Source organism: Streptomyces sp. NPDC004788, assembly GCF_053601115.1.
In genome coordinates, this window is the sequence record NZ_JBSGBF010000079.1 from 1 (window position 1) to 13,208 (window position 13,208).

The following is a 13,208-nucleotide window of genomic DNA, read 5'->3' on the forward strand; positions in this document are numbered from 1 at the left end:
GAGGCCGAGGCCGGGCGCCGCGGACCGTGGGCACCGTGGGCACGCTCTAGTCGCGGCGGGCCAGCAGGTGGGCGTCGAGGAAGCCCCGCTCGGAGGCCGGGTCGTGGACCAGCCGGGCGAACGGGACGAGGCCCGCGTCCGTCAGCAGCTCGGCGAACCGGTCCACCGGCCAGCTGTAGGCCGGCGTCACCTTGTGGTCGAAGAGAACCGGCTCGGAGCCGCCGGTCCCGCCGGTCCCGTCGGTCCCGAAGAACGAGACGAGAAGCAGGCCCCCCGGCGCGAGGACGCGCACCTGCTCGGCGAGCAGCGAGGGCAGTTCGCCGGGCGGGGTGTGGATCATCGAGTAGTGCGCCAGCACGCCGCCGAGCGCGCCGTCGTCGACCGGCAGGGCCTCCATCCGCGCCTCGTCGAACTCCAGCGCCGGATGGGCCCGCCGGGCGTGGGCGACCATGGCGGGGGAGAGGTCGATCCCGAAGGCGTCGAGACCCAGCTCGTGCAGCATGGCCGTCAGATGCCCGGGCCCGCAGCCGACGTCCGCTGTCCGCAGGTTCCCGTTCCCGCGCACCAGCTCGGCGAAGGTGCCGATGATGGCCCGCGCGAACGGCCGCGTCTCCAGCCGGTCGGAGAACATCGACGCGTACAACTCGACGACCCCGTCGTAGGCTGCCCTGGTCTCGTCCTGGTGTTCCGCCACGGAAGGACGCTAACACCCCTGCGTGCTCGCCCGGTTGTCCACCCTCCGTCCCAGGCGCGGGCCTTCGCCTCACGACCAGACGCGCGGACGGGTCACCCGCAGCGACTCGTTGGCGTCGAGGAGGGGCCGGGTGAGGCGGGGCGGGGTGAGGCGGGGCGGGGTGGGCCAGTCGGTCAGCCGGTCAGCGGGTCGGCCGGTCAGTCGCTCAGTCGGTCAGCCGGCCAGGCGTTCCACGAGCAGGAATCCGCCGATGACGATCATCATGGCACCGGAGGCGCGGGTGACGGCCCGGGCGGCCGAAGGCCGGGTCTTCAGCACAGTGCGCGCCAGGACGCCGACACCGAGGTAGACGACGGCGCAGGCCGTCATGTGCAGCGTGCCGAGCAGCCCGGTCTGCGCGGCGACCGGCCAGCCGCCCGAGGTGTGGATGAACTGAGGGAAGAGCGAGAAGTACAGGAGCAGCGCCTTCGGATTGAGGCCGCTGATGCCCATGCCTCTGAGCAGGAGCCGCGCACGGGAGGCCCCGGCGGCCCCGGCGGCTCCCGAGGACCCGGCGTCGTCCGCGGCACCGATCGCCTCCTCGGCCGCCGTCGGCACGGCCGGCTGCCGGAGCACGCCCCAGCCCAGCCACACCAAGTACCCGGCCCCGGCGACGGTGAGCACCGTCAGTACGGACGGCGAGCTCGCCACGATCATCACCAGGCCCGCGACGGCGAGCAGCGTGTACCCGGCGTAGCCGGCGACCAGCCCGGCGACCGCCGGGACCACGGACCGCTCCCGCAGTCCGGCGGAGATCGCGTACGCCCAGTCCGCGCCTGGCGTGAACACCAGCAGCAGATCCACGGCCAGGAAGGCTGCCAGTGTCGTCGTGTCCATCGATGGTTCCCTCTCACGTTCCTTGTGTCCGAGAGGGAAGGCTAGGCGGGATGTGCCCGTAAGTGTTTGCGTTCTTACCCCGTGATCGCGCTCTCTGGGGGAGAATCTTCTCCATGGATGCCCTGGACCGGAAGATTCTTACCGAGCTGCAGCTGGACGGCCGTCTGACGGTCACCGAACTGGCCGCCCGCGTACAGCTCAGCGTCTCGCCCTGCCACCGCCGGCTGCGCGACCTCGAACGCGAGGGCGCCATCCGCGGCTACCGCGCGGTCGTCGACCCCGCCGCCATCGGCCTGAACTTCGAGGCGCTCGTCTTCGCCACCCTGCGCTGGGAGTCCCCCGAGACCGTCACCGCCTTCGAGGAGGCCGTCACCGAGATCCCGCACGTCATCCAGGCCCAGCGCCTCTTCGGCGAACCCGACTACCTGCTGCGCGTCGCCACCACCGACCTCGTCGCCTACCAGCACCTCTACGACCAGCAGCTCGCCAAACTGCCCGGCGTCCAGCGCCTGACCTCCACCCTGGTCATGAAGAACGTGATCGACGAGCGGCCGCTGCCGGAGTAGAGCCGGAGCGGAGCCGGAACAGCCGGTGCGGGACCGGCTCCGCCGGCACGGAACTGGCTCCGCCGGTACGGACCGGCTCCGCCTCAGCCACGCAGGCGCGCGTTGAGCCGGGCCGCCTGGCGCGTCAGATGGTCGCGCTCGGCGAGGTCGGGCGCCCGGTGCGCCGCCTCCGCGTACAGCCGCGCCGCTCTCACCAGGTCGCCGTCGCGCTCGTGCAGGTACGCGGCCACCGCCGCGTACCGGGGGAGCGCGGCGTCCAGCTCCGCGAGCGCGGCGAGCCCGGCGCGCGGGCCGTCGGCCTCACCCACGGCCACGGCCCGGTTGAGCCGTACGACCGGGCTGTCCGTCAGCCGCACCAGCTCGTCGTACCACTCGACGATCTGCACCCAGTCCGTCTCCGCGGCCGTCGGCGCGTCGGCGTGCAGCGCCGCGACGGCCGCCTGCGCCTGGTACTCGCCCAGCCGGTCGCGGGCCAGGGCCGCCTGCAGGATCCCGATGCCCTCGGCGATCGCCCCGGTGTCCCACCGGGTACGGTCCTGCTCGGCGAGCGGTACGAGGCTGCCGTCGGGCGCGGTCCGGCCGGCCCGCCGGGCGTGGTGGAGCAGCATGAGCGCGAGCAGCCCCGCCACCTCGGGGTGGTCGACGACGGCCGCGAGCTGCCGGGTCAGCCGGATGGCCTCGGCGGCCAGGTCGATCTCACCGGAGTAGCCCTCATTGAAGACGAGATAGAGGACGCGCAGCACGGTGGAGACGTCACCCGGCCGGTCCAGGCGCGCTCCGGCGACCGTGCGCTTGGCCCGGCTGATCCGCTGGGCCATCGTGGCTTCCGGCACCAGATAGGCCTGCGCGATCTGCCGCGTGGTCAGCCCGCCCACGGCGCGCAGCGTGAGCGCCACCGCGGACGACGGCGTCAGCGACGGATGGGCGCACAGGAAGTAGAGCTGGAGCGTGTCGTCCACCGAACTCGCGGGACCCGGCGGAGGCTCCTCGCCCACGAGGTCCTCGCGCCGCCGGCGCGCGGAGTCCGCGCGGCTCGCGTCGAGGAACTTGCGCCAGGCCACGGTGACCAGCCAGCCCTTCGGATCCCGGGGCCGTTCGGCGGGCCAGCCGCGGATCGCCTCGACCAGCGCCTCCTGGACGGCGTCCTCGGCCGCCGCGAAGTCGGCTCCGCGGCGGACGAGGACCCCGAGCACGCCGGGCACGAGGCTCCTCAGCAGGCCCTCGTCGATCGGCATCGGTTGCGGCACCTCGTGACTCCCGTGCGTCACTCCGTGATGGTGTGCGACGAGGTGAAGAACGGGCGTACCTCCAGCCACTCGTGGATCGGCTTCCCGCCCGCTCCGGGGGCCGCCGACAGCTCCCCGGCGAGTTCGATCGCGCGCTCGTAGCTGTCGACGTCGATCACCATCCAGCCGGCGATGAGGTCCTTGGTCTCGGCGAAGGGGCCGTCGGTGACCGGCGGGCGGCCCTCGCCGTCGTAGCGGACCCACGCCCCCTCGGGCGCGAGCGCCTGCCCGTCGACGAACTCGCCGGTCTTCTCCAGCCGGGCCGCGAAGTCGTTCATGTACTGCACGTGCGCCGAGATCTCCTCCGGCGTCCACTGGTCCATGGGCACGTTGTTGGCCGGGGCCGGCGCGCCGCGGTAGTGCTTCAGAAGCAGGTACTTGGCCATGGTGTCTCCTCGGTACTGTGCGGCCCATTCTGGCCGCGTTCACCCCTGGGACGGAGCAGGCGACGCGTTCTCGACATCGTTCGGAGATTCTTTTCCGGCCTTTTTTCGGTCGGTCACCCCGGCGACGGCGAAGGCCCCGCACGCGACCAGCCGGGCGCCCCAGGTGCGGGGCTTGGCCGAGTCCGCCGGATCAGGTCGGGCGGTTGGAGCAGAGGGAGGGCTCGTTCGGGCCGTGCTGGTACCAGACGGAGTCGATGATCCTTCCGTCGGGAAGGGTGTGCCGGGCCGGGCCGTCGCAGGGGAGGAAGCCGGCGGTGCTCAGGGCTTGGCGGCAGTGGTCGTTCGACTTCTCGGTGCCGGCCCGTACGAGCTCCAGGCCCAGGTGGTCGTGGGCGAACCGGGCCGTCGCCCGGGCGAGTTCGGCGCCCAGGCCCTGGCGCCTGTATGCCGGCGCGATCTGGAGGCCGATGGTTGTCTCGTCCAGCATGACCGAGCTCATCCCCACCGCGCGGCCGGTCGCCGCGTCGACGGCCAACAGCGCGTGCCTCGGGAGGTGGCCGGCGGGCACGAGCCGTCGGGCCAGGCGCCGGCGCACGGGGGCGCGGAAGGAGTGCAGGCGTTCGGCGCGGTTGTCGTCGTCGATGCCGAGGAGGTGCTCGGCCACCCGGCTGTCGATGACGCTGCCGGCGGGCCAGCCGAGCCATCGCTGCGCCTCCGCGTCGGCGGCGGCCGCCTCGCCGATCGCCGCGTCCAGATGGTCCCGGGGCGTGCGCAGCACCAGTCGCGCGGTGCGCAGGACGTGGTAGCCGCCACCGCACCGGCCGGGCACGAGAGGCGTGCGGCGCGCGGCCCTGCGCCATAGGGTCGATATCTCCACGACCGGGGACTCTACTGCCGGCGGGCGGCGAAGCTCATCATCAGCATGTCCCGGTGGCCCGGACCCTGCCGCGGGCCCTGTCCGAGCGGGCTCACGTCGAATCCGTCGAGGTGCCGGCCTTCGGGCGAGGGCAGGCCGGGGGAGCCGGGGCGCGCCGTGACGCGTACGAGATGGGCGTCGACCTCCCAGGAGGGAGGGACCGAGGGCCCCGCGCAGGCGTCGAAGACGTAACACGTTGTGGTGGAGCAGCGCGAGGAAGAAAGGGTCGGACGCTCGCTCACTCCGCCTGGTCATGGTCGTCGAAGCGGGGAGCCGCCCCCCGATCGAGTGACGCCTGCCGCGCATTCGGCCGCCCGGCTCCGCCTGCCGGTCGCCGTCCGGGCAGGGTGGGGCCGTGGTGACGATCGTCTCGACCCTGCGGCCGCGGGCAGCCCGGGCCCTGACCGGTGCCCTGCTCGCCGGTGCCCTCCTGTGCGGATGCGGAGCCTCGGCGGCCCGCGAGGACGGCGCCACGGATGCCGGCCTGAAGTTCGCGGCGGCGCTGGCCGCCGGAGACTACCGGGCCGGCTGCGAGCTGCTCGCCCCCGACACCCGCGACCAGGTCGAGGAGGAGGGCAAGGGCCCCTGCGGCCCGGCCCTGCGCTCGCTCGGCCTGCCGCGCCCGGGCGCCGCGCGCGACGTACAGGTCTACGGCCGCCAGGCGCTGCTGCGGATGGACCGGGACACCCTCTTCCTCTCGCAGTTCGACCGCGGCTGGAAGGTCACCGCGGCCGGCTGCGTCGCCGCCTCGGAAGACGAGCCGTACCAGTGCTCTCTGAAGGGATCCTGACCATGAGGACAATGTTCGCCACCTGCGTCCTGACCATCCTGGGCGGGCTCTGCTACTTCACCGCGATCGGAGCGCTGCACCGGTGACGGCGGAGCGCGGCTCCGGCCGGAAGGAGCACATGTCCTTCTGGCGCGCCAACAGCCTGTCCCTGGCGTTCGGGACGGCCTTCCTGATCGTCCTCGCCGCCCAGGCGGTCTCGGGCCGGGCGGAGTTCAACGAGCAGCTCGCCGTCCAGGGGCTCCAGCAGATCGGCCTCGGCGACTACCTCATGTCCTCCGACTTCGCGGTCGACGTCACCGAGAACTGGCAGTCCGAGTTCCTGCAGTTCTTCCTCTACATCTTCGGGACCGTCCACCTCCTCCAGCAGGGCTCGCCGGAGTCGAAACCCCTGGACAACGCGGGCGTCGAGTCCGAGCGCGAGCAGCGGATGGGCGAGCACGCCCGGCCCGAGTCGCCCCGGTGGGCGGGTACGAAGGACTGGCGGCAGGCCCTCTACTCCCGCTCGCTCGGCATCGCCATGGCCGTCTTCTTCGTGTTTTCCTGGTTCGCGCAGTCCGTCTCCGGCGTCTCCGCCTACAACGACACGCGGCTGCGCCAGCTCCAGGCCCCGATCGACTGGAGCGCCTACCTCGCCTCCGCCGACTTCTGGAACCGTTCGCTGCAGAACTGGCAGTCCGAACTCCTGGCGGTGTGCGCCATGGCCATCCTCTCCGTCTACCTCCGCCAGCGCGGCTCCCCGGAATCCAAGCCCGTCGGCTCGGCCCACTCCGCCACGGGCGTCGAGGGCTGACCGCGCACGGCGAGCGCCGGCCGCCCGTGCGGCGCCCGGCGCTGACCGCGAGGGCTGACCGCGAGGGCTGACCGCGAGGCCGGACCGCGAGGGCGGACCGCGAGGGCTGTCCGGTCAGAGCGCCGGGAAGGAGATCCGGACGGAGTAGCGCCGCTCCAGCTCGTGGATCTTCGCGGGCAGGGCCTTGTTCAGCGCCGCGATGTCCTCGCGGTGGTCGGCTCGGAAGCGTGCCGCGAGGGGCTTGCGCAGCTCGGACCGGACGTCCTCGACAGGCTTCATGCAGACCGCGTACGCGCCCGCCAGGGCATGCTCGCCGGTGGTGTCGCCCGTCTGCAGGCGCGCGTCGACGAGCGCGAAGAAGGCGTTCTCGTCCCGCGCCTCGACCTTGTGCCCGGCCAGGCAGGGGCCGAAGCCCCGGAGCGCGGCGACGACCCGGGGGTGGTTGCGCAGCGACGACTCCTCCTGGAACCACTGGCCCTGCACCTTCAGGTACAGCGACCGCAGGCCCTGGTCCACGGCCATGCCGGTCTGCATGCAGCGCTCCTGGACCTTCTGCCCGGCGCCCTCGGCGGGCCGGTCCTTCGAGCTGTCGGCCGCGCCGGGGACGATCACGCCGTTGAAGCCGTTGCGCGCGATGAACGGCAGGTCGGGGATGTCGGAGAAGCGCACGAAGGCCGGCGGCTCGTGCGGCGGAGCGGGCGTGTTCCGCTCGGCCAGGCACTCCCGTACGGCCGTGTCCGCGGCCAGCCGCCCGAAGGCGTCGAGCCCCTGCGTCCAGCGGGTCTGCACGCCCGTCGTCGGAAGCACCATGTCCGCGGCGTCCGCGGGCAGGGCGGAGGTGACCGGAACCGTGGCGGTGGGGGAGGGACGTTGCGGAAGCCCGTCCTGTGCCGGGGCGGCGGTCGGGCCGGATGATCCGGTCGGTCCGGAACAGGCGGTCAGACCGGCCAGGACGCCGGCCGCGACGAGGAGCGGCGCCGTCAGGGCGGCCGCGCGCGAGAGCGGGTTGCGGCGGGGCATCGTCCCCGAACCTCCGTTGTACGCGTGGGTGTGGGTCCTGCGTGTGCGTGGTGAGTCGTGCGGTGCCCGGCCGCCTCGCGGACGGCCGGGCACGCGACGATGGGCGACCGGGAAGGTCAGTGGGCGACCTGCACGGCGCTGCCGTAGGTGTTGTACGCCGAGACGCCGAAGTAGCGGCCCGTGGTCAGGTCGGAGATCAGGATGTACTGGTTCACCGGGTAGCTGCCGTTCGGGATCCACTGGTACGGGCGCGAGGCCCACGTCCACGAACCCGAGGAGTTGACGTACTGCGCACGGTACGAGTCGCCACTGGCGCCACCGGACGCCCACGCCTCGGTCACCTGCACGTCGTGGCAGCCGCTGCCGGACTTCTGCACGATGCTGTACGTGCCCCAGTGACCCGCGGTCAGCCAGTCCCGCTGGCAGCCGTCCGCCGCCGAAGCGGTCGGAGCGAACGCCACCAGGGAGGTGGCGACGGCACCGGCGACGGCCAGCGCGGCCTTCAACTTCTTCATGAGGAGATCCCCTTCTTGCCGAGAACGCCGTCCTGGTCAACGTGACGGCAGACATCACCCTCGCGGCGGGACCCACCTGGCGTATTGGACAAAAGCGCGCGACCCGTGCGCCGGGGAGACCTCCTATGCTGCCGGGATGATCAAGCCGATTGAACTCGTCATATTCGACTGCGACGGTGTACTGGTCGACAGCGAACGCATCGCCGCCCGCGTCCAGGTCGCCCTCGGCGCGGAACTCGGCTGGCCACTCACCGAAGAAGAGGTCGTCGACCGCTTCATCGGCCGCTCGCACGCCGCCATCCGCGATCAGGTCGTCGCCCGGCTCGGCGAACGGACCGCCGCGATCTGGTCGGAGCGCTTCGAGGAGCGGCACCGCGAAGCCGTGGACGCCGATCTCACTCCCGTCGAGGGACTGCCCGAGGCGCTCGCCGCGATCACCCTGCCGACCTGCGTGGCGTCCAGCGGCTCCCACGACAAGATGCGTCACACCCTCGGCCGCACCGGCCTCTACGCCCACTTCGACGGTCGCATCTACAGCGCGACCGAAGTCTCCCGAGGCAAGCCCGCCCCGGACCTGTTCCTGCACGCCGCCCGGCAGATGGGGGTCGATCCGGCGGCCTGCGTCGTGGTCGAGGACAGCCGCCCCGGCGTGGAGGCCGCGCGCGCCGCCGGCATGCGCGCCTTCGGATACGCCGGGGGCCTCACTCCGGCCGAACGGCTCGCCGGCCCTGACACCACCGTCTTCCACGACATGCGCGAACTCCCCGCTCTCGTCCTGGGGTAGCGGGTTCTGCGCCGTTCCCCGGCGGCCCGTCCGGCTGACGGCCTGGGCGGTTGACGACCCGGGGCGGTCGGCTCAGGCAGCGGGCTTGCCCGGCTGGTCGTGGGTGGAGCAGTGGATCCCACCGCCGCCGGAGGCGATCGTGTCGATCTGCAGCTGCACCACGTCCCGCTTGGGGAAGTGCTCCTGGAGGATGGCCTTGGCCCGGGCGTCGGCCTTCCGGTCGCCGAACCCGGGCAGGAAGACGGAGTCGTTGGCGATGTAGAAGTTCGCGTAGGTGGACACGAAGTCGTCGCCCTCGCCGGTGATCTTGCCGAGGTCGGGCTGGGGCAGGTCGATGATCTCGAAGCGCCGGCCCCGGGCGTCGGTCGCCTTGCTCAGCACCGACCGCGCCTGGTCGGCCGAGCGGGACCACGAGTCCGGGGGAGTGCCGGGGAACGCCTGGTCGAGGAGGACGACGCCGGGGGCGGCGAAGCGTACGAGGCTGTCCACGTGCGCGTCGGTGATGTCCTCGCCGCGGACGCCCGCCAGCCAGACCACCTTCTCCACGCCGAGGGTCTCGATGAGTTCGTCCTCGATCCGGTCCCGGCTCTTCCCCCGGTTCCGGTTGTCGTTGACGATCGAGCTCTCGGTGATGAGGAGGGTTCCCTCGCCGTCGGTCTCGAAGGAGCCGCCCTCGGCGACGAGCGGCGCCTGTTCGCGGGGGAGGCCGTACCTGGCGAGCAGCTTCCGGCCCACCTGGGCGTCGTCGGTGTGCTCCTGCTTGTTGCCCCAGCCGTTGAAGTTGAAGTCGATGCCGGTGACCTCGCCGTCGTCCTCGACGAAGACGGGGACGATGTCGCGGGCCCACAGGTCGTCGTTGGCGAGCGGGACGACCTCGACCTGCGAGCCGCAGGCCCGCTGGGCCGCCGCGACCTGCTCCGGGCGGGCGATCATCACCACGGCCTCGTACTCCCCGACCGCTCGGGCGATGCGAGCGATGTCCTTCCGCACGTAGGGCAGGTCGTCCTCCCAGACCGAGGACAGGGCCGGCCAGGACATGAACGTACGGGTGTGGCTCTCCCACTCGGCACCGAAGCGTCGTTCTCCACTCGCGCCCGGGGAGGCCGCGGAGCCGCTCGGGCCGGTGGCCGCCCCGGCGCGGACGGAGCCGTCGGAGTCGTCGGGGCCGCAGGCGGTGGCGCCGAGGGCGAGAGCTCCGCCGATTCCGGCGAGGGCGCGCAGGGCGGTGCGCCGGGTGGGGACGTGGAGGGACACGAGTGCTCCGATCGTGGGGTGGCGCGACCATCCGGCTGCCGCGGGCAGGTGGCGTGGACGCGCAGGACGGTGCTGTCGCAGGCCGCCACTCTGGCACTGACTGAAATTTCAGTCAAACCTGGGATCGTCATCGTGTGTCTGGGTGGTGCGCGGCGGACGGCGGCTCGAAGCGGGCGGCCGGCAGCAGGCGAGAGGGGGCCGGTCGAGATGAAGCCGGGCGGTGCCGGGATGCGTGCGTGCCGGTTCCGGTGGGCCGGATAGGGTTCATGACATGGCGTCTCGCAGTACTCAGATCCTGGAAGCGGCCGCCCGGGTGATCGCCCGGCGCGGGGTCCGCGGCCTCCGTGTGGAGGAACTGGCGGAGGAGGCCGGGGTCTCCACCGGCCTGATCTACTACCACTTCAAGGACCGCACCGGAGTACTGCGCCAGACACTGGAGTTCATCAACGACCGCGCCGAGCGGTACACCACGGCCCAGGCCGCGGAGGCGGAGCCGCTGAGCGCCCGTGAGGAGCTCGACCAGGTCCTGCTGCTGGAGCTCCAGGACACCCCCGAGGTGCGCGAGAACAGCACCGCCTGGGGCGAACTGCGGGCGAGCGCCGTCTTCGACCCGGTTCTGCGCGAGGACCTCGCCCGGGCGACCCTGGTATGGGTGCAGGAGGTGGCGGCCCTGCTCGGGCAGGTGTATCCGCTCGCGCCGGCGGCCATGCTCGCGGCGGCCGCCGAACGGCTCACGGCCCTGTTGGAGGGCCTGAGCATGCGCTGGCTCAGCGGCGGCCTCGCCGTCGACCACGCACGCACCCTCATGTCCGAGGCCATCGAGGTGGAACTGGCGCGGCTGCGGCAGCGCTGAGCCGGGCCATGCCGATGGGGTGTGCCCCTTCCTCCAGGAAGAGGGCAGCACCCCTTCCTTTTCGGGTGCCTCCGTTGCGTATCGCCGTCCGAGGCCTTGACTGAAAATTCAGTCAGTATCCCGTAGGGGTGATCGCCGGGGGCGTACCCGGACGGAGCGTCGTGGGCTACCGGCGCCGGCGATCGCGCCCTGGGGCTACTCCGAGACCTTCCTGAGGCCGCCGCGAGGACCCTTCACTTCCGCCAGAACAGGTGGTGCGTCACGCCGCTCGGGCTGGGCACGACGTCCAGGTGGAACCGGTCGAGCAGTTCGTCCGGGGACTCCCACAGCCGCAGACCCGAGCCGAGCTTCACCGGCGAGACCGCCACGTGCAGGGTGTCGACGAGGTCGGCGTCGAGGAACTCCCGGATGGTGCTGACGCCTCCGCCGAGCCGGACGTCCTTGCCCTGCGCCGCCTCCCGCGCCTGTTCGAGGACGTCGGCCGGGTCGCCGTCGACGAAGTGGAACGTGGTGTCGGACAGTGTGAACGACGGGCGCCTGTGATGGGTCATGACGAACACGGGGGTGTGGAACGGGGGCTCGTCGCCCCACCAGCCGCGCCACTCGTGGTCCTGCCAGGGCCCGCGCTGGGGCCCGAACTTGTTACGGCCCATGATCTCGGCACCGATGTTCCGGGAGAAGTCCCGCGTCATGTAGTCGTCCAGGCCCCGGCTGCCGCCCGGGTCGGTACGCATGGGCCAGCTCGCCGTGGCCCCGGCCCAGGCGAACAGCCTCCCCGGGTCGACGTGACCGAACGGCCGCTCCAGGGTCTGGTCCTCACCGGCGCCGATGCCGTCACTCGACACGTTGAAATTCTGCACTCGCAACAGCTGAACCACGTGTTCCTCCCGCGTTCCTTCGGACAACAATGGTGAGACCGCCCGGGCAGGGAAAACTCATCGGCGCGCAGGCGACCGTCCGGAAACCGGGCCCGGGAGGGCCCGGCCCAGGCGGGCGTCACGCTGCGGCCGGTGCGCCCAGCCCCGTACGCCCGGCGGAGGTCAGCGGTCGCCGGCCGCCCACAGGAACGCCGGATGCCTCGCCGAGAACTCCTGCTCCACCCATGCCAGCCGCTCGTCCAGGGAGGCCAGGCGCTCCGCCCGGGCCACCGCCTTCACACGGACGAGCAGTTCGTGGGCGCGCGCCAGCACCATGGGCGCGTCCGAGGCCGCACGGCACAGCTCGTCGAAACCGACCCGGAGGAGCTCCTCCCAGGTCGGCAGGGACATCACCACCCGGACGGCGCCCGACTCGTCGGCGATCGACCGGGCGCCCAGGTCCGCGTGGGCGATCAGCCGGAGCAGGTCCTCGACGGCGTCCAGGACCTGGACGGCGGTCGCGGGATCGTTGACGGCGGGGGAGAGCGCGCGCAGGCCGATGTCGGACAACAGGCGGAAGGCGAGGCCGGGATCCTGGTGGAACACCCGCTCGGTGCCGGGGACCACCGCCCGGAGCACCTCCGCCTCGGCAGCGCGGCCGCCCCGCACCTCGGCCACCACGTCACCGGGGTAGACGGGCGCTCCCACCGGCACCGTGAGGACCACGACCGCTTCCGCCCGGGCCGCCGTACGCACCAGCCGCACCACGTCGACCTGGGCGACGAGGGCGGAGCCGGCGGTCCACGCCACGGTCGACGTCACCGCGGGCAGTCGACCCGCGGGCAGTCGCCCCGCTGCGGCGCCGTCACGTTCGCCGCCGCCCGCGCCGCCCGTCGGCGGATACACGGCCCGCAGGACGGCGCGCCCCCGTTCCCGTACGTCGGTGAGGACATGGGCGAGCTGGATCGAGCGCAGGGCGTTCAGCAGGAGTCGCCGGACCAGCACCAGAGCGCCGGCCGACGAGACCAGAGCCGTCACGGGAACGGCCACGGACGTGGTGCGCTCCGAGCCGACGGCCAGGGTCGCGGTGACCGAGAAGACCAGGACTCCGACCACGAGGGCGAAGACCCGCCACACCGAAGGATCGGACCGGAACAGCACCAGCCGATGACTGAAGTTGCCGGCCGCCCACTGCACGACCAGGAACAACAGGGAGAAGAACAGCGTCGCGACGCTCAGCACCCCCACCCCGGCGACCTTCAGCACATCGACGGCCCGATCCGCGGTCACCCGGTACCCGCCGTCGATCGCGGGAAGCGTCAGCCCCAGCACGAGCCCCAGTGCCGCCGCCACCACCTGGGTGACCCCCGCGCGGAGCGCACGCCGGGGCCGTACGACACGCTCGGCCGACCGGTCCGGACCGAACAGCATCCTCGGGGGGACGTCCACTGAGGTCTCCGATCACGCGCAGGGCCGGGTGAGGAAACGCTCGGCGTGCGAAGGAGCCGGGGCAAGGCGACATGCCCACCCGGGCCACGGGCCCGCCCGGGCGGCCCAGTTCCGACGGTCGCACCCGCCCCCCCCCGGGGCGTCCCTCCACCGGTATGCCGGGCCGGCGCGG

Annotated in this window: 16 protein-coding genes; 5 read left to right on the plus strand and 11 right to left on the minus strand. The window is 72.5% G+C overall.

The features are described from left to right. Positions 1–46: 46 nt before the first annotated feature. On the minus strand, positions 47–694 hold the full coding sequence (locus ACWEJX_RS27980; protein ID WP_451610188.1) for a class I SAM-dependent methyltransferase: 648 nt from the start codon (positions 692–694) through the stop codon (positions 47–49). 213 nt (positions 695–907) lie between these two features. Next, a complete protein-coding gene (locus ACWEJX_RS27985) occupies positions 908–1,570 on the minus strand; it encodes a LysE family translocator (RefSeq protein ID WP_451610189.1) in 663 nt (220 codons plus the stop codon). Positions 1,571–1,683: 113 nt separating this feature from the next. On the opposite strand from ACWEJX_RS27985, the gene ACWEJX_RS27990 reads away from it, so the two are divergent. Continuing rightward, positions 1,684–2,136 carry an Lrp/AsnC family transcriptional regulator gene (locus ACWEJX_RS27990; protein ID WP_451610190.1) on the plus strand — a complete coding sequence of 151 codons (453 nt, stop codon included), beginning with the start codon at positions 1,684–1,686 and terminating at the stop codon, positions 2,134–2,136. 83 nt (positions 2,137–2,219) lie between these two features. Here the strand turns inward: ACWEJX_RS27990 and ACWEJX_RS27995 are convergent, their stop codons facing one another. From ACWEJX_RS27995 to ACWEJX_RS28010, 4 genes are all read right to left on the minus strand, one after another. Continuing rightward, positions 2,220–3,365, minus strand: coding sequence for an RNA polymerase sigma factor (locus ACWEJX_RS27995; RefSeq protein ID WP_451610225.1), 1,146 nt, complete (start codon positions 3,363–3,365; stop codon positions 2,220–2,222). Positions 3,366–3,400: 35 nt separating this feature from the next. Continuing rightward, entirely contained in the window at positions 3,401–3,808 is a 408-nt protein-coding gene (locus ACWEJX_RS28000) for a YciI family protein (protein ID WP_451610191.1), read from the minus strand. A 190-nt stretch (positions 3,809–3,998) separates the two neighbouring features. Next, a complete protein-coding gene (locus ACWEJX_RS28005; protein WP_451610192.1) occupies positions 3,999–4,685 on the minus strand; it encodes a GNAT family N-acetyltransferase in 687 nt (228 codons plus the stop codon). Between the two features lie 11 nt (positions 4,686–4,696). Then, positions 4,697–4,966 (minus strand): 2OG-Fe dioxygenase family protein, encoded by a 270-nt coding sequence (locus ACWEJX_RS28010; RefSeq protein WP_451610193.1) that lies wholly within the window; start codon positions 4,964–4,966, stop codon positions 4,697–4,699. Between the two features lie 113 nt (positions 4,967–5,079). On the opposite strand from ACWEJX_RS28010, the gene ACWEJX_RS28015 reads away from it, so the two are divergent. Next, positions 5,080–5,514, plus strand: a complete 435-nt coding sequence (locus ACWEJX_RS28015) for a hypothetical protein (protein ID WP_451610194.1) — start codon at positions 5,080–5,082, stop codon at positions 5,512–5,514. A 118-nt stretch (positions 5,515–5,632) separates the two neighbouring features. Further along, entirely contained in the window at positions 5,633–6,304 is a 672-nt protein-coding gene (locus ACWEJX_RS28020; protein WP_451610195.1) for a DUF6766 family protein, read from the plus strand. 114 nt (positions 6,305–6,418) lie between these two features. Here ACWEJX_RS28020 and ACWEJX_RS28025 read toward each other — a convergent pair whose 3' ends face one another. Next, the gene (locus tag ACWEJX_RS28025) at positions 6,419–7,324 is read right to left on the minus strand and encodes a hypothetical protein (RefSeq protein WP_451610196.1); all 906 of its coding nucleotides are present in this window, start codon (positions 7,322–7,324) and stop codon (positions 6,419–6,421) included. Positions 7,325–7,440: 116 nt separating this feature from the next. After that, positions 7,441–7,839: a hypothetical protein gene (locus ACWEJX_RS28030; RefSeq protein WP_451610197.1), complete on the minus strand. Its 399-nt coding sequence runs from the start codon at positions 7,837–7,839 to the stop codon at positions 7,441–7,443. A 136-nt stretch (positions 7,840–7,975) separates the two neighbouring features. On the opposite strand from ACWEJX_RS28030, the gene ACWEJX_RS28035 reads away from it, so the two are divergent. Continuing rightward, positions 7,976–8,623, plus strand: a complete 648-nt coding sequence (locus tag ACWEJX_RS28035) for an HAD family hydrolase (protein WP_451610198.1) — start codon at positions 7,976–7,978, stop codon at positions 8,621–8,623. A gap of 72 nt (positions 8,624–8,695) precedes the next feature. Here ACWEJX_RS28035 and ACWEJX_RS28040 read toward each other — a convergent pair whose 3' ends face one another. Then, positions 8,696–9,877, minus strand: coding sequence for an agmatine deiminase family protein (locus ACWEJX_RS28040; RefSeq protein ID WP_451610199.1), 1,182 nt, complete (start codon positions 9,875–9,877; stop codon positions 8,696–8,698). Positions 9,878–10,148: 271 nt separating this feature from the next. On the opposite strand from ACWEJX_RS28040, the gene ACWEJX_RS28045 reads away from it, so the two are divergent. Then, positions 10,149–10,730, plus strand: coding sequence for a TetR/AcrR family transcriptional regulator (locus ACWEJX_RS28045; protein WP_451610200.1), 582 nt, complete (start codon positions 10,149–10,151; stop codon positions 10,728–10,730). Between the two features lie 233 nt (positions 10,731–10,963). Here ACWEJX_RS28045 and ACWEJX_RS28050 read toward each other — a convergent pair whose 3' ends face one another. Next, a complete protein-coding gene (locus ACWEJX_RS28050) occupies positions 10,964–11,608 on the minus strand; it encodes a dihydrofolate reductase family protein (RefSeq protein ID WP_451610201.1) in 645 nt (214 codons plus the stop codon). 162 nt (positions 11,609–11,770) lie between these two features. After that, a complete protein-coding gene (locus ACWEJX_RS28055) occupies positions 11,771–13,036 on the minus strand; it encodes a DUF2254 family protein (protein ID WP_451610202.1) in 1,266 nt (421 codons plus the stop codon). Between the last annotated feature and the right edge of the window lie 172 nt (positions 13,037–13,208).

What these genes read in the sequence shown, in the direction of transcription:
- ACWEJX_RS28025 (WP_451610196.1), bottom strand. Translation starts at nt 7,324, where the DNA reads ATGCCCCGCCGCAACCCGCTCTCGCGCGCGGCCGCCCTGACGGCGCCG.
- ACWEJX_RS28045 (WP_451610200.1), top strand. Translation starts at nt 10,149, where the DNA reads ATGGCGTCTCGCAGTACTCAGATCCTGGAAGCGGCCGCCCGGGTGATC.
- ACWEJX_RS28020 (WP_451610195.1), top strand. Translation starts at nt 5,633, where the DNA reads ATGTCCTTCTGGCGCGCCAACAGCCTGTCCCTGGCGTTCGGGACGGCC.
- ACWEJX_RS28030 (WP_451610197.1), bottom strand. Translation starts at nt 7,839, where the DNA reads ATGAAGAAGTTGAAGGCCGCGCTGGCCGTCGCCGGTGCCGTCGCCACC.
- ACWEJX_RS28000 (WP_451610191.1), bottom strand. Translation starts at nt 3,808, where the DNA reads ATGGCCAAGTACCTGCTTCTGAAGCACTACCGCGGCGCGCCGGCCCCG.
- ACWEJX_RS27990 (WP_451610190.1), top strand. Translation starts at nt 1,684, where the DNA reads ATGGATGCCCTGGACCGGAAGATTCTTACCGAGCTGCAGCTGGACGGC.
- ACWEJX_RS27985 (WP_451610189.1), bottom strand. Translation starts at nt 1,570, where the DNA reads ATGGACACGACGACACTGGCAGCCTTCCTGGCCGTGGATCTGCTGCTG.
- ACWEJX_RS28035 (WP_451610198.1), top strand. Translation starts at nt 7,976, where the DNA reads ATGATCAAGCCGATTGAACTCGTCATATTCGACTGCGACGGTGTACTG.